General features: G+C 64.8%; 18 protein-coding genes. 7 read left to right on the forward strand and 11 right to left on the reverse strand.

The window, feature by feature from the left end:
• Positions 1-63: 63 nt before the first annotated feature.
• The 7 genes from AC4BCN_RS12005 to AC4BCN_RS12035 form a co-directional block, all read right to left on the reverse strand.
• Entirely contained in the window at positions 64-1230 is a 1167-nt protein-coding gene (locus tag AC4BCN_RS12005; RefSeq protein WP_139092453.1) for an ABC transporter substrate-binding protein, read from the reverse strand.
• A gap of 60 nt (positions 1231-1290) precedes the next feature.
• A complete protein-coding gene (locus tag AC4BCN_RS12010; RefSeq protein ID WP_490493381.1) occupies positions 1291-2829 on the reverse strand; it encodes a class I adenylate-forming enzyme family protein in 1539 nt (512 codons plus the stop codon).
• An 11-nt stretch (positions 2830-2840) separates the two neighbouring features.
• Positions 2841-3995 carry an acyl-CoA dehydrogenase family protein gene (locus AC4BCN_RS12015; RefSeq protein WP_034782861.1) on the reverse strand — a complete coding sequence of 385 codons (1155 nt, stop codon included), beginning with the start codon at positions 3993-3995 and terminating at the stop codon, positions 2841-2843.
• A gap of 51 nt (positions 3996-4046) precedes the next feature.
• Positions 4047-4871 carry an IclR family transcriptional regulator gene (locus AC4BCN_RS12020; protein WP_490493382.1) on the reverse strand — a complete coding sequence of 275 codons (825 nt, stop codon included), beginning with the start codon at positions 4869-4871 and terminating at the stop codon, positions 4047-4049.
• A gap of 285 nt (positions 4872-5156) precedes the next feature.
• Entirely contained in the window at positions 5157-6086 is a 930-nt protein-coding gene (locus tag AC4BCN_RS12025; RefSeq protein ID WP_490493383.1) for an alpha/beta hydrolase, read from the reverse strand.
• A complete protein-coding gene (locus AC4BCN_RS12030; RefSeq protein WP_128139731.1) occupies positions 6083-6943 on the reverse strand; it encodes an alpha/beta fold hydrolase in 861 nt (286 codons plus the stop codon). Before AC4BCN_RS12030 ends, AC4BCN_RS12025 begins: the two co-directional genes overlap by 4 nt.
• 13 nt (positions 6944-6956) lie before the next feature.
• On the reverse strand, positions 6957-8018 hold the full coding sequence (locus tag AC4BCN_RS12035; RefSeq protein ID WP_128139730.1) for a sugar phosphate isomerase/epimerase family protein: 1062 nt from the start codon (positions 8016-8018) through the stop codon (positions 6957-6959).
• A gap of 140 nt (positions 8019-8158) precedes the next feature.
• On the opposite strand from AC4BCN_RS12035, the gene AC4BCN_RS12040 reads away from it, so the two are divergent.
• Positions 8159-8767 carry a TetR/AcrR family transcriptional regulator gene (locus AC4BCN_RS12040; protein ID WP_490493384.1) on the forward strand — a complete coding sequence of 203 codons (609 nt, stop codon included), beginning with the start codon at positions 8159-8161 and terminating at the stop codon, positions 8765-8767.
• Between the two features lie 16 nt (positions 8768-8783).
• On the opposite strand, the gene AC4BCN_RS12045 is transcribed toward AC4BCN_RS12040, so the two are convergent.
• The gene (locus AC4BCN_RS12045; RefSeq protein ID WP_128139728.1) at positions 8784-9155 is read right to left on the reverse strand and encodes a flagellar basal body protein; all 372 of its coding nucleotides are present in this window, start codon (positions 9153-9155) and stop codon (positions 8784-8786) included.
• A gap of 203 nt (positions 9156-9358) precedes the next feature.
• On the opposite strand from AC4BCN_RS12045, the gene AC4BCN_RS12050 reads away from it, so the two are divergent.
• The 4 genes from AC4BCN_RS12050 to AC4BCN_RS12065 all read left to right on the forward strand — a co-directional run bounded on the left by AC4BCN_RS12050 (position 9359) and on the right by AC4BCN_RS12065 (position 13765).
• A complete protein-coding gene (locus AC4BCN_RS12050) occupies positions 9359-10510 on the forward strand; it encodes a dienelactone hydrolase family protein (protein WP_189396706.1) in 1152 nt (383 codons plus the stop codon).
• A 111-nt stretch (positions 10511-10621) separates the two neighbouring features.
• The gene (locus AC4BCN_RS12055) at positions 10622-12088 is read left to right on the forward strand and encodes an NYN domain-containing protein (protein WP_490493385.1); all 1467 of its coding nucleotides are present in this window, start codon (positions 10622-10624) and stop codon (positions 12086-12088) included.
• An 86-nt stretch (positions 12089-12174) separates the two neighbouring features.
• Entirely contained in the window at positions 12175-12792 is a 618-nt protein-coding gene (gene trhA / locus AC4BCN_RS12060; RefSeq protein ID WP_490493386.1) for a PAQR family membrane homeostasis protein TrhA, read from the forward strand.
• Between the two features lie 91 nt (positions 12793-12883).
• Positions 12884-13765 (forward strand): LysR substrate-binding domain-containing protein, encoded by an 882-nt coding sequence (locus tag AC4BCN_RS12065; RefSeq protein WP_490493387.1) that lies wholly within the window; start codon positions 12884-12886, stop codon positions 13763-13765.
• 16 nt (positions 13766-13781) lie between these two features.
• Here the strand turns inward: AC4BCN_RS12065 and AC4BCN_RS12070 are convergent, their stop codons facing one another.
• Positions 13782-16667 carry a bifunctional diguanylate cyclase/phosphodiesterase gene (locus AC4BCN_RS12070; RefSeq protein ID WP_490493388.1) on the reverse strand — a complete coding sequence of 962 codons (2886 nt, stop codon included), beginning with the start codon at positions 16665-16667 and terminating at the stop codon, positions 13782-13784.
• A 154-nt stretch (positions 16668-16821) separates the two neighbouring features.
• Positions 16822-17598, reverse strand: coding sequence for a spermine/spermidine synthase domain-containing protein (locus AC4BCN_RS12075; protein ID WP_128139724.1), 777 nt, complete (start codon positions 17596-17598; stop codon positions 16822-16824).
• Positions 17599-17755: 157 nt separating this feature from the next.
• Here AC4BCN_RS12075 and AC4BCN_RS12080 point away from each other — a divergent pair, with 157 nt between their 5' ends.
• Positions 17756-18031 carry a hypothetical protein gene (locus AC4BCN_RS12080; protein ID WP_034757372.1) on the forward strand — a complete coding sequence of 92 codons (276 nt, stop codon included), beginning with the start codon at positions 17756-17758 and terminating at the stop codon, positions 18029-18031.
• A 37-nt stretch (positions 18032-18068) separates the two neighbouring features.
• On the forward strand, positions 18069-19220 hold the full coding sequence (locus AC4BCN_RS12085; protein ID WP_128139723.1) for a GGDEF domain-containing protein: 1152 nt from the start codon (positions 18069-18071) through the stop codon (positions 19218-19220).
• A gap of 6 nt (positions 19221-19226) precedes the next feature.
• On the opposite strand, the gene AC4BCN_RS12090 is transcribed toward AC4BCN_RS12085, so the two are convergent.
• Positions 19227-19571, reverse strand: a complete 345-nt coding sequence (locus tag AC4BCN_RS12090; RefSeq protein WP_490493389.1) for a hypothetical protein — start codon at positions 19569-19571, stop codon at positions 19227-19229.
• Positions 19572-19731 lie beyond the last annotated feature (160 nt).

The following is a 19731-nucleotide window of genomic DNA, read 5'->3' on the forward strand; positions in this document are numbered from 1 at the left end:
AGGGCGGCCGTTCATCGGTGCGCGTCCGTGCGGCCGCGCGCGTGTGCAGCGGGAGGCTGCCGTTTACCAGGGCAGGGCGGGATAGGCCAGCTTGCCCGTCGCGTGTTCCTTCGGCCAGACGATCACCACTTTCTTGTCCTGGTGCTGCGCCATGCGGTGCACGAAATTCTGGTTGTCGCCGTTGGCGGCAAACTGCACGCGGCCGATCAAGGTTTCGCGGTCCGTCTTGCGCATTTCCTCGGCTACGCCGCCTTTCTTGAGCGTGCCCTTGTCGGCCGCGCGCGCGATCGCTTCGAACAGCAGCATCGATTGCACATAGCCGAACTGGCCCAGGTAGTCCGGCTCCTTCTTGTACAGCTGCTTGTAGGCGTCGCTGAAGGCCTTGCCGTCGGCTGTCTTGAATTCCGTGGGGAAGGGCAGTAGTGCCGTGCCGAACACGTTCGGCATCAGGTCGGGGAAGTCGGCCGCCATCTTCGGCGTGGCCAGCGACCACACGCCCACCATGGCCTTGATCTTCGGTTTGAGCACGCGCGCGGCGCGGATGATGCCCACGTAATCGTTTTCGTAGCCGACCATGGCCACGACTTCCGATTTGTCCTGCAGCTTGATCTTGTTGATGATGGGCTTGAAGTCGGTAATGGCCGGGTCGAACGAGTGCGTCGTCACTTTCACGCCCTTGGCGGCCAGGGCTTTTTCCACGTCTTTCGCCAGGCCCGTGGTGGCGTCCTTGGTCGAATACACGATGGAGACGGACTTGGCGCCCACGTCCTGCAGCAATCCCAGCATGGCTTTTTCGTAGCCGGCCGTGTTATTGATGCGGAAAAAATTCTTGCGTCCGCTGGTCACCAGGCTGTCGTCCACGCCGCCCGAAGTGATGTAGACGAGGCCCAGTTTGTTGGCCGTGTCCGAGGCGGGCGAGATATTGTTCGAGCCGTAGCCGCCCGTGATGGCCACCACGCCCTGGCTGGCCAGCTTTTCCACGGCGGCGATGGCCTTGGCGGGTGCTGATTCATCGTCGACGGTGATGATCTTGATCGTGTGCTTGCCGTTGGTCTTGTTGAATACCTCGGCCGCGACCATGATCCCTTCCTGCATGCCGGCGCCGACCCGCGCCAGGTTGCCCGTCAGCGGGATTTCCGCGCCGACCAGGAATTCGTCGGCGCTGGCCTGCGCCATCCAGGCGCTGGCAACCAGCGCTGCCATGGCGATGCGTGTGTAGGTGCGTTTCATCGTGTCTCCTCCGGTGATGTGGCTTGGTTTTATTGTCGGGTCTGGTACAGCAGGGTTAATTCACAGGGTATTCTGCGCCATTTGCCGCAGCTGCCCCTTTAAAATCTTGCCCGTGGCGGCGGCCGGCAGCGCTTCCATGACGATGATGGAAGACGGGCACTTGTACGGCGACAGCGTCTGCGCCAGCCATGCCTGCAATTGTGCCACGCTGGCGGGCTGGCGCGGGTCCAGTTCCACGTAGGCGATGACGTCCTCGTTGCCGTCGTCCAGGGTGCGTCCCACCACGGCCGACTGCACCACGGACGGGTGGGCGTTCAGGGCCGTTTCCACTTCCAGCGGATACACATTGAAGCCGGAGCGGATGATCAGTTCCTTGGTGCGTCCCACGATGAACAGCGCGCCGTCGGGATCCTGGCGCGCCATGTCGCCCGTATTGAGCCAGCCGCCGTCGCGCATGGCGGCTGCCGTCATGGCCGGTTCGCGGTAGTAGCCGGCCATGATGTTCGGCCCGCGTATCCACAATTCTCCCGGCTCGCCCGGCGCTACATCCGTGCCGGCGACGTCCACCACGCGCACTTCCACGCCGGGGATCGGCATGCCGACGGAACTGTCATGGCGCGGCGCATCGAGCCGGGTCTGGCTGATGGTGGGCGCGCTTTCCGTCATGCCGTAGCCATTGTGCAGCGCGGTGCCCAGCAGTTTTTCCACCTCGTGCTTGAGCGACGGCGCCAGCGGCGAGCCGCCCGCATACGCAAAGCGCAGCCGCGTGGGCAGCGGCGTATTTGCCCCGCCCAGGGTTTGCAGCAGCTTGGCGTACATGGCCGGCACGCCCTGCACGATGGTCAAGCCATCGTCCTTCAAGGCCGAGAGCAGGCCATCGACGGAAAAGCGCGGCACCAGATATAAGGCGGCGCCCGCATACAGCGTGCCCAGCGCCACCGAGGCCAGGCCGTACACGTGCGAAATCGGCAGCACGCCGTAGGCGCGGTCGTTGCGGGTCAAGCCCCGCAAGGTGCTGGAGACGGCGGCGATGAACAGCAGGTTGCGGTGCGTGAGCATCACGCCTTTCGACTGCCCCGTCGTGCCCGTCGTGTAGATCAGCGCGGCCACCTGTTCGTTGCCGGGTACCGTGTCTTCCGCGATGGCTGCCGCGTTCAATTCACCTGCCAGCAGCTCGCCCATACCATCGACGGTGACGGCGCTGGCGCCGCGCCGCGCCGCATGGACGGCCGCTTCCGGCGAGGCGCCGGCCAGGAACAGCACGCGCCGCGCGGAACTGTGCGTGGCGATGGTGTCGATTTCGCGCGCCGACAGGCGGGCATTGACGTTGACGATCCACGCGTCGATGCTGGCGGCCGCGAAGATCAGCGCCACCTGCAGCGCGCCATTTTCGCCCACCACCATCAGGCGGTCGCCGGCGCGCACGTCCAGCTGGCGCAGCTGCAGCGCCGCATGTTCCACACTGTGCTGCAGCTGCGCGTAAGTCCAGTGGCGGCCACCTTCATGCAGCGCCGGCGCATCGGGCGCGTGCACCGCCCAATAGGCGGGGATGGCCGACAGGCGCGCCGGCAAGCCGGCCAGCAGGGCGGGGATGTCCATCGCGGCCTCCTTCACTTTTGCGCTGCCTTGATCATGTTGCGGGCGATGACGATTTGCTGGATCTGCGTCGTGCCCTCATAAATGCGGAACAGGCGCACGTCGCGGTAGAAGCGCTCGGCCGCGTATTCGCTGATGTAGCCGGCGCCGCCGTGGATCTGCACGGAGCGGTCGGCCACGCGGCCGCACATTTCGGAGGCGAACAGCTTGCAGCACGACGCTTCCGTCGAAATGTCTTCCTTGTTGTCGCGCCGGCGCGCCGCGTCGAGTACCATGCTGCGCGCCGCATAAATCTCGGCCTTGCTGTCGGCCAGCATGGCCTGGATCAGCTGGAATTCCGCGATGGGCTGGCCGAACTGCTGGCGCTCCATGGCGTAGGCGAGGGCATCGGCCAGCATGCGTTCGGCCGCCCCCACGCAGACGGCGGCGATGTGCAAACGCCCCTTGTCGAGCACCTTCATAGCTGTTTTAAAACCCACGCCCTCCTTGCCGCCGATGATATTCGCGGCCGGGACACGGCAGTTTTCAAAGATGACATCGCAGGTATGCGCGCCTTGCTGGCCCATCTTCTTGTCGATCTTGCCCAAGGAAAGGCCCGGCGTATCCTTTTCCACGATGAAGGCGGAAATGGCCGAGGCACCGCGCTTGACGGGGTCCGTGCGGGCCATGACGGTAAAAATGCTCGCTTCGGGCGCGTTGGTGATATAGCGCTTGCTGCCGTTGAGGATATAAAAGTCGCCATCGCGCACGGCCGTCGTGCGCAGCGAGGCCGCATCGGAACCGGAACCCGCTTCCGTCAGGGCGAAGGAGCCGATGATCTCGCCGGCCGCCAGCTTGGGCAGATAGTATTGTTTCTGCGCTTCCGTGCCGTCGATGACGATGCCTTGCGAGCCGATGCCGTTGTTGGTGCCGATCAGCGAGCGGAAGGCGGGCGAGGTACGGGCGATCTCGAAAGCGACGCGCACTTCCTCTTCCATGCTCAGTTCCAGGCCGCCGTACGCTTCCGGAATCGACAGGCCGAACAGGCCCAGTTCGCGCATCTGCGCCACGATGGCCGGCGGTATCGTGTCGGTCTCGGCCACCAGCGCCTCGTTCGGCACCAGCACTTCGCGCACGAAACGGGCGATGCTGTCGAGCAGGATGTTCAGGGTTTCTTCGTCGCGTATCATCGGTTTCCTCGGCGCTTAGATTTGAGCTGTCGTTGAGAGGGGGCGCGCAGTCTAACCGCGGCCCAGGTTTTTTTCCACTGTCTTGACGAGGGCCACCAGGCGCGGTCCCAGGTCCGATTCGAGTTTTTCGCGCGACAGCAAAAAGGCGGGGCCGCCGCAATTGAAGGCCATCACCTGTTCGCCATCGGCGCCCAGCATGGGCACGCCCACGGCATGCACATCGTTCTGCCACTCGCCGGCCGAGATGCAAAAACCCCGGTCCTGGTAATCCTTGAAGCCTTGTTCGATGCCGGCCTTGATGCGGGGCCAGCGTTCCGTCTCGTGCACCCTGGCGTGGTCCATCAGGTAGTCGCGTTCGGCCTGCGGCAGGATGCACAGCAGGGCCTTGCCCATGGCCGTCGTCATCAGCGGAATGCGTGAGCCTACGTCGAGGCGCAAGGTGACGTTGGCGCTGCTGCGGCACGTTTCCACGTAGACCATGCTGAGGCGGTCGCGCGTGCCCAGCGAGACTGACGCCTGCGCGTGTTCCGCCAGTTCCTCCATCAGCGGGCGCGCCATCTTGCGCACGTCGAGATTCGACAGCATGCGGTAGCCAAGGGCCAGCACGCCGGCGCCCAGCTGGTATTTTCCCAGGCTGTCCGAATAATTGAGGTAAGCGAGTTTGGTGAGGGTGTAGGTCAGGCGCGAAATCGTCGGTTTCGGGATGCCCGTGCGCTTGGCCATGTCCGCGTTCGACAGATAGACTTCGCCGGGGCGAAAGCAACGGAGCACTTCCAGTCCGCGCGCCAGCGCGTTGACGAACTGGCGGTCCTTGCCTTCCTCGTCATCGCCGAAGACGATGAGTTCCGGATCTGCCGCGGTCTGAATATTGGTCATATTTGCATTCATTTTCAGGCTCCCTGGAAACCAGTTTGCCTAGCCAAATTGTGCGTGTCAACCGTTTTGTGAAACATTCGTTCGCACAGCGAAATGGTGCGGTGCATGAATGGTGCGGGAGAAATGTCTGAAAAATTGACGTACGCAAGCGTTTCGGCGCTTGTCGCCTGAGCATCGCCAAACAAGACGATATGCGGCGGAAGAGAACACCATGGCTATTGGAGACGCCGTGATGCCGGCGCAGCAGGCCGCCGCCGTGGAGCCATCCCCGGCGGCGGATTTTTCTTACATTGCCAGCGCTGTTCGCATCGCGTGGCCCGCCACGTCGAACAATCGCCGCGCTGCTGGCGTCAAGCCCGCCATGTGCATAGCCGCATGGATCATGCCGTCGAGCTGCACGCATTCGGCCTCCACGCCATCGTCGCGCAAGCGCTGCGCATACGCGACGCCTTCGTCATGCAGCGGGTCGTATTCGCATACGAGCACGGTCGCCGGCGGCAAGTCCTTGAGCGAAGCTGCCCGCAGCGGCGCGGCATAAGGCTGCATGCCGTCGGCCGGCTCGTTCAGGTAGGCCGACCAGCAAAAACGCATGGCTTCCCGCGTCAGCGAAAAGCCTTCCGCATGGCGTTGATACGAAGCTGTGTCGAAGGCAAAATCGAGCGCCGGATACAGCAGCAGCTGGTGCGCCAGTGCGGGCCCGGCCTGGTCGCGCGCCATCAGCGCCGCCGCCGCGGCCAGGTTGCCACCCGCGCTGTCGCCGCCCACGGCCAGCCGCCTCACGTCGATGCCCAGCGCCGCGGCGTGCTCCGCCACCCAGCATAGCGCCCGGTAAAAATCGGCTAGCGGCACGGGAAACTTGTGCTCGGGCGCCAGCCGGTAGTCGACGGAAACGATCACGCAGCCGGTGGCATTGGCCAGCGCGCGGCACGGATTGTCGTACAGGTCCAGCGAGCACAGACACCATCCACCGCCATGCGCAAAGACGATGGCCGGCAAGGGCTGGCCCGCCTGCGCGCCGGCCGGTACATAGGCGCGCACGGTCAGTGCGTGCTCGCCCGGCAGCACGTAATCCTTGATGGCCGTGACGTCTTCCAGTGGCCCGTGCAGCTGGCGCAGTCCCGTTTCCGTGGATGCGCGCAAGTCTGCCAGCGAGGCGGGCGGCGGCGCATCCTTTGTTTCCTCCAGCCAGGCGGCGATCAGCGGATCGAGACTCACGCTGGCTCTCCTGCCAGGAAGGGCAGCAAATGGGCAATGAACTCTTCCGGCTGTTCTTCCATGATGAAGTGGCCGCATTCGGCGACGATGGCGCCTTGCAGATTGTCCGCCTTGCCCTGCATGGTCAGCAGCGGCGCGTCGTTGGTCGCATGGTCGGCGCCGATGGCCAGCACCGGCATGGCCAGGCTGCGCTTGGCCCGCTCGAGGTTTTGCTTGATGGTTTCGGGGATGGCGCGGTAGTAGGCGAAGCCGGCGCGCAGGGCGCCCGGCGTGGCGTAGGCGTCCGCATACACGTCGACGGCCACCTTGTCGCGGCGGTACGACCAGCGGTCGAAAATGAAGCGGATGTACTCGCGCTCCTTGCCCGCCGTGAGCATTTCCGGCAAGTCCAGCACCTGGTTGAACATGAAGTGCCACAGGAAGATGTTGTCGGACGGCGCGACAAAAATCGGCGGCGCGGGTGCCAGGCCGGGAATGACGGCTTCCGTCAGCGCCAGTTTCGTCACGGCTTGCGGGAAATCGCTGGCCAGCGCATAGCCGACCCACATGCCGATGTCATGGCCGACGACGTCGTACTGCGCATGGCCCAGGGCCAGCATGGCGCGATGCAAGGTGGCCGCCACGGCACCCGTGTCATAGCCGCCGGCCGGGCGGTCCGAATGACCGCTGCCCGGCGGATCGATGGCGATGGCCTGGTAGCCGCTGGCGGCCAGCGCCGCCATCACGTGGCGCCACGCATACCAGGTCTGCGGCCAGCCGGGGATCAGCAGCACGGGCTTGCCGTTGCCGGTACCCGCGATGACGCAATGGAGGCGCTGGCCGTCGATGCGGACGTAGTCGTGAATGAAGTCGTTCATATGGTTTCCTTGATTAGTTGTGCCGGATGCCCAGCAATTGATGGATCTGTTGCGCGCTGACGGGGGCGCCGGCGAAGTCGTCGAAGATCTTGTCGGTCACGGGAATGATGTGGGCATTGATGAAGGCCACGCCTTCGCGCGCGCCCACCTCCTGGTCTTTCAGGCAGCACTCCCATTCCAGCGTGGCCCAGCCCGCGTAGTCGTTTTGCGCCATCTTCGAGAAGATCGCCTTGAAGTCGACCTGGCCGTCGCCGAGCGAACGGAAACGCCCGGCGCGGTTTTCCCACGACTGGTAGCCGCCGTAAATGCCCTGCCGTCCCGTCGGATTGAATTCCGCATCCTTCACATGGAACATGCGGATGTGGTCCTTGTAGATGTCGATGAATTCCAGGTAATTGAGCTGCTGCAGCACGAAGTGGCTGGGATCGAACAGCATCTTGCAGCGCGGGTGGCGGCCCACGCGTTCATAAAACATCTCGAAGCTGATGCCGTCATGCAGGTCTTCGCTCGGGTGGATCTCGTAGCACAGGTTGATGCCCTGTTCCTCGCATACGTCGAGGATGGGCAGCCAGCGGCGCGCCAGTTCATCGAAGGCCGTTTCGATCAGGCCGGGCGGGCGCTGCGGGAACGGGAACAGGTAGGGCCAGGCGAACGAGCCGGAAAACGTGCCCATGTCCGTGAGGCCCAGGCGTTTCGAGGCCATGGCCGCCAGTTTTACCTGCTCGATGGCCCACGCCGTGCGCGCTTCTGGCTGGCCATGCAGGTGTGCCGGCGCGAAGCTGTCGCACAGCGCGTCATAGGCCGGATGCACGGCCACCAACTGGCCGAAGATGTGCGTCGTCAGTTCGCTGATGACGAGGCCATGGCCGGCCAGCATGGCGACCAGATCGTCGCAGTATTGCTGGCTGTGCGCGGCCTGCGCCACGTCGAACAGGCGCGCATCCCAGGCGGGAATCTGCAGGGCCTTGAAGCCCATGCTGGCCGCCCATGCGGCGATGGCGGGCAGGGTGTTGAAGGGCGCCGTGTCGGCGGCGAATTGGGCCAGGTGCAGGCTCGGTCCTTGGATGGTCTTCATATCGGCTCCTATTGTTTGTCGATCGACAAAGAATAGGCGAAATTGTTGGCACGGTCAAGGCGGCCATGCAAAATAAATCGCGAATGCGCTGCGGGTGCCAGGCGTTATACTGGCCGCCAGTTCGCAAGCAGAGGATAAAAATGGCAGGAAGACCGAGGGAATTCGACCGCGCGCTGGCGCTGGCAAAAGCGCGCGACGCGTTCTGGACGCGCGGCTACGAGGGCGTGTCAATGGCCGACCTGGTGGCGGCGCTGGGCATCGCCTCGGCGCGCATCTATGCGGCGTTCGGCTCGAAGGAGCAGCTGTTCCGCGAAGCCGTGGAATTGTATGAAACGGGCGAGGGCGCGTTCGCCGTGCACGCGCTGGCGGCCAGCCTGAATGTGCGCGACGCGGTGGCGCGCATGCTGGAAGAAGCCGTGCTGCTGTACACGCGCGGCGGCCAGCCGCAAGGCTGCATGGTGGTCACGGCCGCCACAAATACGAGCGCGGAAAACGAGGGCATCGCCGACTGGCTGGCGCAGCACCGCCGTGCGCGGACGCAAGCCCTCATCGAGCGCCTGCGCGCGGCGCAACTGGCGGGAGAGTTAAAAGCGGAAGCAGACGTGCAGGCGCTGGGCGACTACTATGCGGCCTTGCTGCATGGCTTGTCGGTGCAGGCGCGCGACGGTATTTCCGCCGAACGGCTGCTGGCGCTGATCCGGCCGGCCATGGCGCCGCTAGCGCTGGAAATGAAAAACCAGGCTACCTAGTCGATAGCCCTGCGGTTCAGGTCTTGACGTCGATCAGGCTGCCCAGGGCCTGGTCGGCTGCCTTGACGACATTCGCCGACAGGTTGAAACCAGCCTTGTAGACGAGGTTATCCGTCAGTTCGGACGCCAGGCCCACGCCGTTTGGCCGGCTTTCGGCCGCCTTGGCCGCATTCGCATTGGCGCCGCTGACGCTTTCGCTGGCAGCCAGCTTGCGTCCTTCGACGGACAGGGTGACGCCCGTGCCGGCCGGGCTGGTTTCCTGGAACTGGGCTTGTTGCGGCTGGAAGCCCGGCGTATTCGCATTGGCGATATTGTTGGCGGCCACATCCAGCGCGCGCTGGTTGGCGGTCAGCCCCGAGGTACCGGTGGTAAGGGCGGATATGGACATGGCAACTCCTTCAGTAGGCGCCCAGTGTACTCCCGTCAACAGGAAAAGTGGTTGGTGCAAGGCAACAATTTGCCCGCAGGTGATTGCCGCAAAAAATATGTGTCTCACGTAATTTTTTTATATTGCCCTGTGGCATTTCACTGTCTAGACTGGCAGGGAAGTCATCCACGGAGCCCGCTATTTTTCACCTGTTTCGCCCCATTTTGCTGGGTTTGCTGCTCAGCCTGCCTTGTCTGCCACTGAAAGCCCAGCTTGTCCCCTCGCCGTTGCCGCTCGACGCTCGCCTGAACGAGCAAGTCATCATGGTGCCGGCCGGCGACGGTTTGCGCGAGGTGCTGGAGACGACGGTGTTCCGTCCCGCCGGCCCCGGCCCGTTCCCCCTGCTGCTGATGAATCATGGCAAGCAGGTCGGCCCGGCCCGGTTGCAGCAGCGCGAGCGCTTTATCTATATGGCCACGGAATTCGTGCGCCGCGGCTATGCGGTGATGCTGCCCATGCGCGCCGGCTTTGCCCGTTCCACGGGGGCCTACCGCGATTTCGGCTGCGACATGCTGGGCAACGCCCAGGGCCAGGCGCGCGACATGCTGGCCGCGCTTGCGTATGCGCGCCGCCAGAGCTGGGTCGACCCGCAGCGCATCGTTGTCGCGGGCCAGTCGTACGGCGGCATGGCGGCGCTGGCGCTGGCCACCCGGGTGGTGCCCGGCGTGCGCGGCGTGCTCAATTTTTCCGGCGGCTTGCGCGTCGACATGCCCGGCTGCGATTGGCAAGGGGCGCTGGCGAAGACCTTTGCCACCCTGGGCGCGTACAACCATATTCCCAGTCTGTGGCTGTATGGCGCCAACGATTCCTATTTCGGGCCGGTCCTGGCGCAGCGGCTGTTTCGCTCGTTCACGGGTTCCGGCGGCCAGGCGCAACTGGTCGCCTATGGCCCGTTCAAGCGCGATGCCCACCTGACCCTGGGTAGCCGCGACGGGGTGGCCGTGTGGCTGCCGGCCACCGAGCGCTTCCTGCAGAAAATCGGCATGCCGGTGCGCCAGGTCTACCGCGTGGCCGATGCGCCGTCGCCGCCCGCCACGCATTTCGCGCCGCAGGACGATATCGCCGCCGTGCCCTATCTGGAAGAGCAGGGGCGTGCGGGCTACCGCGACTTCCTCGAGAAAACCGCGCCGCGCGCCTTCGCCCTGTCGGCCAGCGGTGCCTGGGCCTGGGCCGAGGAGGGCGAAAGCCCCGATGTGCGTGCGCTCGCTTCGTGCCAGCGGCGCAGCAGCGTGCCGTGCCAGCTGTATTCGGTCGATGAAAGCGTCGTTTGGCCCGTCGACGGCGCCAGCGCGAGCGCCGCCGGCGGCGCGCAATAGGCTGCCGCGCACGATAGTTGTCGCCGAAACGGGGGATGGGCGAATATACTAGGGGAAAAGGGAGGCGTTGCGCTTCCCGTCCGCCCTTATCATCAGCGAGAATTCACCCTTATGGCGTCATCCCCAGAAAACCTCAGCATGGCCGTGTTTTGCGACTTCGAGAACGTTGCGCTCGGCGTGCGAGATGCAAATTACGAAAAATTCGATATCAAGCCCATCCTCGAACGCTTGCTGCTCAAGGGCAGCATCGTTGTCAAGAAGGCATATTGCGACTGGGACCGTTATAAAAGTTTCAAGGGCACCATGCACGAAGCGAACTTCGAGCTGATCGAAATTCCCCACGTGCGCCAGTCGGGCAAGAATTCGGCCGACATCCGCCTGGTGGTCGATGCGCTGGACCTGTGCTACACCAAGGCTCACGTCAACACCTTCGTTATCATCAGCGGCGATTCCGACTTTTCGCCGCTCGTGTCGAAACTGCGCGAAAACGCCAAGCAGGTGATCGGCGTGGGCGTCAAGCAGTCGACTTCCGACCTGCTGGTGGCGAACTGCGACGAATTCATTTTCTACGATGACCTGGTGCGCGAGAGCCGCCGCACGGCCGCCAAGCGCGATGCACGCGAAACCCCGGCCGCCAAGCGTTCGCCCGACGAAGAAGTGCGCCGCAAGGAAAAATACGAGTCGCGCAAGACGGAAGCGATCGAGATGGCCGTTGCCACCTTCGATGCGCTGGTCTCGGAGCGCGGCGACAGCGGCAAGATATGGGCCTCAATGCTGAAAGAAGCGATCAAGCGCCGCAAGCCGGACTTCAGCGAGTCGTACTACGGTTTCCGCACCTTCGGCAACCTGCTGGAAGAAGCGCAGACGCGCGGCTTGCTGGAATTTGGCCGCGATGAAAAATCGGGCGCCTATGTCTACCGCAGCAGCGGCCTGGTGCCTGTCGCCGCGCCCGTGAACGGAGAAGTGGCCAGCGAAGCCATCGTCACCGGCGAGACCGGCCTGGCGGCGGAAGAGGGCAATCAGCGCGAAGGCGGCAGCCGCCGCGATTCGCGCCGCAATGGACGTGGCGGCCGCAAGCAGAACGAACAGCGCCGCGGCGAGTCCGCGCCACAGGCCTTCGTGCCGGTGGCCGACGCCGAAGCAGTCGTCGAGCAGTATGCGCCGGCGCTGCAGTCGGAAGTACAACACGAAGTAGCCGAAGCCGCCGCCGAGGTGGTGGCGGAAGAAGGCAACGCCAAGCGCGGTTCGCGCCGCAATGGCCGCGGTGGCCGCAAGAATGGCGATGGTGCCCGCGAAGCGCGCGCCGAAGTTGTCGAAGTCGCTCCTGTGGAAGCCATGCCTGAGCCGGTAGTGGAAGCGATCGTGGAAGCCGTCGCCGAAGCGAAGCCGAAGGCCAAGCCGCGTACGCCGGCCCGCAAGGCGGCAGCGGCGAAGAAGCCGGCCAAGAAGGCGGCTGAAGCCGTGGAATCGGAAACTGTCATCGAGCCTGCTCCGGTCGAACTGGCGTCTGTGGCCGAAGACAAGCCAGCCAAGACGCCGGCGCGCCGTCCCGCGCGCAAGAAGGCGGAAGCGGCTTGATTGAACCCCGCAGAGTAAAGCTGGGGTCAGACCCGGCGGGTCTGACCCCGGGTGTCTGCTGTGTCTTGGCAAAGCGGTATTAAGCCATGTACCAAGGCGAACGCTTCAACAGCATTTCCCATACGGTGGGCGCCGCGCTGGCGGCCATCGGCGGCGTCATCCTGATCGTCGTGGCAGCCCGCACGGGCGACCCGTGGAAAATCGTCAGCTGCAGCGTGTATGCGGCCATGCTGCTGACCTTGTACCTGACGTCCACCCTGTACCACAGCGTGCGCGGAAAGGCCAAGGCCGTGCTGCAGCGGCTCGACCACTGCGCCATCTACCTGCTCATCGCGGGCACCTACACGCCCTTCATGCTGGTGACCCTGCGCGGGCCGTGGGGCTGGTCGCTGTTCGGCGTCGTCTGGGGCCTGGCCCTGTTTGGCATCGTGCAGGAATATGTGTACGCGAAAGGCGCGCGCATCCTGTCGCTGGTGATTTACGTGGCCATGGGCTGGCTGATCGTCGTCGGCATCAAGCCGCTGCTGGCGGCGCTCGAGTGGAACGGTTTCCTGTGGCTGGTGGCGGGCGGGCTGTGCTACACGGGCGGCATCGCTTTCTATGCCACCGACCACAAGCTGCGCCATGGCCACGGCATCTGGCATCTGTTCGTGCTGGCCGGCAGTAGCTGCCACTTTGTCGCCATTTTGTTCTACGTTGCCTGACGTTGTTGCCTGCCCTCACTGTTGCCATGGTTCCATTATAATGGCGCGATATGTGAAGATCGCGCAACAATGCGGCAATAATAAGGCAACAATGGATATCAATTCTGACGACCTGAAAATCTTCGTCACCGTCATCGACAGCGGCACCCTGAGCGCGGCCGCCGTGCACCTGGGGCAAACCACGTCGGGCGTCAGCCGTGCCCTGTCGCGGCTGGAAGACAAGCTGGCCACCTCTTTGCTGACGCGCACCACGCGCAGGATGGAGTTGACGGAAGAAGGGCAGTTGTTCCTGGACAAGGCGCGCGCCATTCTCGCCTCGATGGAAGACGTGGAGGAATCGATCCGCATCCGCCGCCAGAAGCCGGCCGGGCGCTTGTCCGTCGATGCCGCCTCGCCCTTCATGCTCCATTGCGTGGTGCCGCACGTGGCCGAATTTCGCGCCATGTATCCGGACATCCGCCTGGAACTGACCAGCAACGACCAGATCGCCGATCTGCTCGAACACCGCACCGACATCGCCATCCGCATCGGCGCCCTGGTCGATTCGACCCTGCATGCGCGCGCCTTGACTGCCAGCCCGCTGCACGTGCTGGCCACGCCCGCCTATCTGGCGCGCCATGGCGAACCGGCTACGCCGGAAGCGCTGTCCGGCCACGCGCTGCTGGGCTTTGCTCAGTATGACCTGGGCAACAACTGGCCGCTGCGCCACGAAGCGGGCAACAGCCTGCAGATCATGCCCGCGCTGGCCGCCTCCAGCGGCGAAACCCTGCGCCAGCTGGCGCTGCAGGACCAGGGCATCGTCTGCCTGTCCGACTTCATGACGAAGGACGACATCGCGGCCGGCCGCCTGGTGAAAGTGCTGCAGCCGTTCTATACGGGCTACCGCCAGCAGATTCACGCCGTCTACTACCGCAACACGCAGCTGGCGCAGCGCATCAGCTGCTTCCTCGAATTCCTGCAGCAGAAGCTGTAAGGCCCGCGCCGTACGCTCAGGACAGGACGCCGCTGTCCTGCACCGCCGTATGCAGCAGCGCTTCCACTTCGTGCGCGGGCAGCGGGTGGCTGAAGTAATAGCCTTGCGCCTCGTCGCAGCCATGGCGGCGCAGGTAATCTAGCTGCTCGGCCGTTTCCACGCCTTCGGCCACCACGCGCAGTTTCAAGTTGTGCGCCAGAGCGATGATGGAGACGACGATGGCCGCGTCGTCCGCGTCGCGCGCCACGTCGCCGACGAAACTGCGGTCGATCTTCAGCACGTCGATGGGGAAGGTGCGCAGGTAGGCGAAGCTGGAATAGCCGGTGCCGAAGTCGTCGATCGACAGCTGCACCCCCAGCGCCTTCATGTCGTGCAACTGGCTGACGGCCAGCGCCACGTCGTGCATGAACAGGCTTTCCGTCAGTTCCAGTTCCAGGCAGGCGGGCGGCAAGCCCGTTTCCAGCAGCACTTCGGCGATCGTGGCGACCAGGTTCGGTTCGTTGAACTGGCGCGCCGACAGGTTCACGGCCAGGCGCAAGGTATCGAGTCCCGCCGCATGCCAGCGTTTCACCTGCGCGCACGCTTCGCGCATGACCCAGGCGCCGATCGGCACGATCAGGCCCGTGTCTTCCGCCAGCGCGATGAAGCGCTGCGGCGCCACCATGCCCAGGTCCGGATGCTGCCAGCGCAGCAGCGCTTCCACGCCGACGATGCGCCCGCTGGCCAGGTCCACCTGCGGCTGGTAATGCAGCACGAACTGTTCGCGTTCGAGCGCGTTGCGCAGCGCCGTCTCGATGCGCAGGCGCTCCAGGGTGGCCTGGTTCATGGCCGTCGTGTAGAACTTGATGTTGTTGCGGCCCTGTTTCTTGGCGCAGTACATGGCGATGTCGGCCTGCTCGATCAGGTTCTGCGTCTCGCCATTCAGGGTCACGTCGCCGGGCGCGTCGTAGCGCGAGATGTCGTAGACGGCCACGCCGATGCTGCAGGTGACGAAAAATTCCTTGCCATCCAACAGTACCGGCTGGGCCACGGCATCCATCACGCGCTGCACGATGGCGCTGCTGAGCACTTCGTCCGCCTGTTCGCACAGGATGGCGACGAATTCGTCGCCCGACAGGCGCGCCACCGTATCGCTTTCGCGCAGGCTGGCCTGCAAGCGCGTGGCGATGGTTTTCAGCAGCAGGTCGCCAGCCTTGTGGCCAAGGCTGTCGTTGACGAACTTGAACCGGTCGAGGTCGATCAACAGTACCCACAGCGCGCGGTTCTTGCGGCGCGACAGGGCCATCGCTTGCGCCAGGCGGTCGCGCAGCAGGGCGCGGTTGGGCAAGCCCGTCAGCACGTCGTGGTGGGCGATGTGCTGGATTTGCTGCTCGGCCAGCTTGCGTTCCGTGATTTCGGAACCAGTGCCCCGGTAGCCGCGGAATTCGCCGAGCTCGTTGAACAGCGGCTCGCCATTGATGCTGAACCAGCGCAGCTGGCCATCGCGGTCGTGCATCGCATATTCGAGGTTGGAAAAGGGCAGGTGCGCTTCCAGGTTGGCGATATGCTGCTTGCCCCAGCGCGAATTGCGCATTTCCGGGTTGTTGTCCCAGCGCGTCATGCCGATGAAGCGTTCCAGCGGCATGTTCGACTTGTCCGTGAAGCCGCTGGTGATGTGGGTGAAGCAGAAGTTGGCATCCTGTTCCCAGTACCAGTCCGAGGACAGGGCCAGCAGGCGGCGGAAGCGCTTTTCGCTTTCCTGCAGGGCGCGCTCCGTGCGCTGGCGCGCCCGTACGTCGGCACTGAGCAGCTCGTTGCTGCGCTTGAGGTCGGCCGTACGCTGCTCCACCAGCAGCTGCACGCGGCGCGAGCGCTGCGTCAGCGACTGCACGAAGGCGGCCGTCAGTGTGCTGAACAGCAAGCCCGTGATCAGGGTGAACAGGGAGCCAAGGTGGTCGGCCAGGAAGGGGCGCGGATGGGCCACCACGCGCACGTGCCAGGGCCGGCCGGCGGAAGCAAAGGCCCGGTCATAATGGTTGTGGTAGGCAAAGTGCAGCCAGCGGGGCAAGGATTCCCAGGCGCCGGCTGCTTCATCGACGGGGGCCTGGCCATGCCGGAAGATCAGTTGGCGCGGGTCGGCGCTGGCGTCCGCGTAGACGCTCAGTTCGAGTTGCGGGTCGCCCAGCAGGTCGGCGCCGGCGAGGATTTTCTGCACCAGTTCCCCGGCCAGGATGACGGCCGCCGTATCGCCGATCAGCGCCGCGCGCCGCTGCTGCACCGTCTGCAGGGGCATGCCGTGGCGGTACACGGGATGCACCATGACGAAGCCTTGCTGCGGTCCTTGCGCCAGGGCCAGCAAGCCGGTGGCGGTGGTCTGACCGCTGATGATCGCCTGTTCCAGCGCGCGCGCCAGCACGCCGTTCGGGCTGACGTTCAGCCCGAAGGCGGGGCCGTTGCCCTGCAAGGGTTCGAGGTAGTCCACCACCAGGTAGCTGGCGCGCGTCGTTGCGGGCACGACGACGCCATCGCGCATTTCCGTCATGGCGTAGTCGGGCACGATGCGCCGCAGCTCCGCTTCGAATGCGGCGCGCTGCGCATGCGGCACGACGCGGTGGAAATTGAAGGCCTGGATGAACGGGTGGCGCCGCAGCAGCGGCGTGGTGAAGTCGTGGAATTGTTCGCGCGTGACGGGCACGACGGCGGCAAACAGCTGGTTCGTCGTGGTCAGCACCTCGACCGCATCGTCGAGTCCCTGCTCGATGGCGGCCACCCTGGCGCCGGCGCGCTGCTGCAGGCTCAGGCTCATCTTGTCGTATTCGAGCTGGCTGATGGCGGCGAACAGCACGGCCGTCACGCTGACGCCGCAGGCAAAGGTCAGCGCGGCCGCGGCGGAAATCGACAATGGCAGGCGGCCACGCAGCATGGTTTTTCCTATCTCACTTCATGGACACTTGGGTTCGGCGGCGCCTGCCGGCCCCACGCAGGCCGTAGTTTGTCATAAACCACATCCAGCATGCTGATTTTGCACCAAAACACTGCAAATAAGCAACAATATCTATGGCCGGGGAAGACGACTTTCAGTCGCTGCCCGCGCCAGACTGGCGACGCAAACGCCACAATTGCCATGCCGGCAGAAAGCGGTTCAGGAATGCCAGGCCGGCCATCCGGCGCCAGCGCACCAGGCGCACCACGCGTACGGCGCGGCCGTCGGTACCTTGGCCTTGCCCGGGCTTGGCGGCGAAGACGATGCGGTTATTGCCGGCGATGCCGTCGAAGTGGCAGACGGCGCCGCGGAAGGTGAGCATCAGCCGCGCCAGCATGGCGGGGTAGTGCTCGTCATAGCTGAACAGGTTGGCCACCAGCACGCCGCCGGGCAGCAGGGCGCGCAGGCAGTCCGCATAGAAGCGCGCACTGCCGAGGGCGGGCGGCAAGCCCGTTTCGTCGTAGCCGTCGAGCAGCAGCACGTCGGCGCAGCCCGGATGCTGGCGGATGTAGCTGACGGCATCCGTCTCGATGATGCGCAGGCGCGCGTCGTCGGGCGGCAGCATGAACTGCTCGCGCAGGGCAATCACGTCGGCGCGCAGTTCCAGCACCGTGATGCGCGTGTCGGGCAGGTGGCGGTGGCAGAATTTCAGCAGCGAACCGCCGCCCAGTCCCACCATCAGGATGTGCCGCGGGCGCGGCACGAACAGGGTAAAGCACATCATGGCGCGCGCATAGCGCAGCAGCAGATGGTCGGGGCGCGACAGCAGCATTTCGCTCTGGATCATGCCGGGCTGGAATTCCAGGCGGCGCCGGTCGCCACAGGTATGCACCTGCGGGGCAAGTGGGGTGGTGCTTCTGTTTTCCGGCATGGGACGACTTCGCTGAGTAGGCTGGGGGAGATGCTTTGTTGCATTCAGAGAAATCTGATAAGCTCCCGTGAGCATACCCGATTAATCCGCGCCGAGCATGCGTATATGTACGGCGCGCGGCGGCACGGCCGCGCAGTCGGGCACCATGGAGACAAGCATGTTTTTGGATCACCCCATCATTACGGCGACGAACAGTTTCACGGAGCCTGACCGCATCGAGCGGCTGACGCGCGTGTATGGCTACGCGGCGGCGCTGGCCGACCAGGCCGCCAATGTCGGATTCATTGAAAAAGTGGCGCAGATTCACGACCACAAGGGCACCCTGATCGTGTTCTGGCACGAGGCGCCCAGCGAAGTGGAAAAGCAGTATTTCGTGCAGGCGTGGGCCAGCAAGATCGGCGACGGCAGCACCAATGTCGAACACGAAATCTGACCTGGCGCGGCGCGCCTGCGCATCGATCGCGTAGCCCATGGATATCAAGACCCTGGTACTGGCCCTGGCGCTCGGCAACCTGAGCCTGTGCGCGGCCCTGTTCTTCTTCGAGTACGAGCGCAAGAAGTCGCTCAGCATGTCCACCTGGGCGGTGGCCAAGCAATGCCAGGCCGTGGCCTGGTGCCTGCTGTATTTCCGCGGCGTGCTGCCCGATTTCCTTTCCATCCTGCTCGGCAACAGCCTGCTGTTTGCCGGCATGGCGCTCGATGCGGGCGCGCTGTGGCAGGCGGCCGGGCGCAGCGGCTGGCGCCGCACCGTGCTGCCGGCGCTGGGCCTGTCGGTGGCGCTGTTTGCCGCCTGCTACCTGTTCGACGTGGCGCCGCTGCTGCGCAGCGCCGGCGGTTCGCTGATCGTGGCCGGTTTCTTCCTCTCCGGCGTGGCGGCCCTGTGCCTGAAGTGGCGCGAGGCGAGCATGCTGCGCCGCTTCCTCGTCGTCAGCATGGGTCTGCTGTCCTTGCTGATCGCCGCGCGCGGTGTGCTGGCCGCCGCCGTCCCCGGTTTTGACGCGGAGCTGATGCAGCTGGCCGGCTTCGGCGCCCTGTATCTGATGATGCTGACGAACGCCTTCGGCTATCTGCTGCTGTCGCGTGAAAAACTGGGCGGCGAGCTGGCACGCCTGGAAGTGCTCGATGCGGCCACGGGCGTGCCGAACCGGCGCGGCTTTTACCAGGCGCTGGCGCCATGGATGGCGCTGGCGCGCCGGCCCGGTTTGCCGACGGCGCTGGTGGTGCTCAATATCGACCACTTCAAGCGAGTCAACGACAGCTATGGCCATCCCGTGGGCGATGCGGTGCTGAAAACCATCGTCGACACGTGCCGCCAGCAACTGCGCGACAGCGACCTGATGGGCCGCCTGGGCGGCGCCGAATTCGCCATCCAGCTGCCGCGCACGACCCTGGTCGATGCGCTGATGGTGGCCGAGCGCATTCGCGCCGCCGTCGAAGCGCTGCCCGTCAAGACGGAGCGCGCCGTGCTGCAACTGACGGCCAGTCTGGGCGTGACCACCATCCGCGCCGAAGACAGCACCGTCAGCCTGTTCAAGCGGGCCGACGAGGCGCTGCAATCGGCCAAGCAGGCGGGCCGCAACCGCGTCGTCGAGGCGCAGGGCGCCAGCACCCTGGACGTATAAATCAGCTTATTTCTTGTGCGAGCCCAGCCAGCTCGGTTCCTTGCCGCATTCCTTGGGCAGGAACAGGGCATCGAGGCCCGGATCGCAGCGCCGGTCGGGCGCTTTCATCGGCTCGACGGTGAGCCATTCACTTTTGGGTAGTATCTTTTCTTCGCGTGGCGCCACGGGCGGCGCGGGCGGCAGGCTGTCTTGCCAGCGTGACTCTGACGCTGTTGCCGGCGCGGCCGCAGTGGCCCAGTCCGCGTCAACTTGTGCGGCGTCCGCTGGCGGCGTGTCCGCGTGCGCGGCGGCGCACAGCAAGCTGCCCGCGAAGAAGAAGGTGCGCATGGCGGCGCTGCTGAGTGAAATCATGGTTTGTCCTTGGTCGTTGTCGCGAAGGCGGTTCCTCCAGTATGACGGCAACAGCAAGTAAAAAGACAAGGAAATTGCAACGGCATGTTACCAAAGGGACTATAGTTGCTCGTGTCAGGCAGGTGCACCGCGGCAAGGTGATTGAACGGTGAACCAGGCG

Source organism: Janthinobacterium sp. Bl 1 (assembly GCF_058215535.1).

Bases quoted from the DNA above. Each gene is read 5' to 3' on its own strand.
- AC4BCN_RS12005 (WP_139092453.1), bottom strand. From the start codon at position 1,230: ATGAAACGCACCTACACACGCATCGCCATGGCAGCGCTGGTTGCCAGC.
- AC4BCN_RS12010 (WP_490493381.1), bottom strand. From the start codon at position 2,829: ATGGACATCCCCGCCCTGCTGGCCGGCTTGCCGGCGCGCCTGTCGGCC.
- AC4BCN_RS12015 (WP_034782861.1), bottom strand. From the start codon at position 3,995: ATGATACGCGACGAAGAAACCCTGAACATCCTGCTCGACAGCATCGCC.
- AC4BCN_RS12020 (WP_490493382.1), bottom strand. From the start codon at position 4,871: ATGACCAATATTCAGACCGCGGCAGATCCGGAACTCATCGTCTTCGGC.
- AC4BCN_RS12030 (WP_128139731.1), bottom strand. From the start codon at position 6,943: ATGAACGACTTCATTCACGACTACGTCCGCATCGACGGCCAGCGCCTC.
- AC4BCN_RS12035 (WP_128139730.1), bottom strand. From the start codon at position 8,018: ATGAAGACCATCCAAGGACCGAGCCTGCACCTGGCCCAATTCGCCGCC.
- AC4BCN_RS12040 (WP_490493384.1), top strand. From the start codon at position 8,159: ATGGCAGGAAGACCGAGGGAATTCGACCGCGCGCTGGCGCTGGCAAAA.
- AC4BCN_RS12045 (WP_128139728.1), bottom strand. From the start codon at position 9,155: ATGTCCATATCCGCCCTTACCACCGGTACCTCGGGGCTGACCGCCAAC.
- AC4BCN_RS12055 (WP_490493385.1), top strand. From the start codon at position 10,622: ATGGCGTCATCCCCAGAAAACCTCAGCATGGCCGTGTTTTGCGACTTC.
- trhA (WP_490493386.1), top strand. From the start codon at position 12,175: ATGTACCAAGGCGAACGCTTCAACAGCATTTCCCATACGGTGGGCGCC.
- AC4BCN_RS12065 (WP_490493387.1), top strand. From the start codon at position 12,884: ATGGATATCAATTCTGACGACCTGAAAATCTTCGTCACCGTCATCGAC.
- AC4BCN_RS12070 (WP_490493388.1), bottom strand. From the start codon at position 16,667: ATGCTGCGTGGCCGCCTGCCATTGTCGATTTCCGCCGCGGCCGCGCTG.
- AC4BCN_RS12075 (WP_128139724.1), bottom strand. From the start codon at position 17,598: ATGCCGGAAAACAGAAGCACCACCCCACTTGCCCCGCAGGTGCATACC.
- AC4BCN_RS12080 (WP_034757372.1), top strand. From the start codon at position 17,756: ATGTTTTTGGATCACCCCATCATTACGGCGACGAACAGTTTCACGGAG.
- AC4BCN_RS12085 (WP_128139723.1), top strand. From the start codon at position 18,069: ATGGATATCAAGACCCTGGTACTGGCCCTGGCGCTCGGCAACCTGAGC.
- AC4BCN_RS12090 (WP_490493389.1), bottom strand. From the start codon at position 19,571: ATGATTTCACTCAGCAGCGCCGCCATGCGCACCTTCTTCTTCGCGGGC.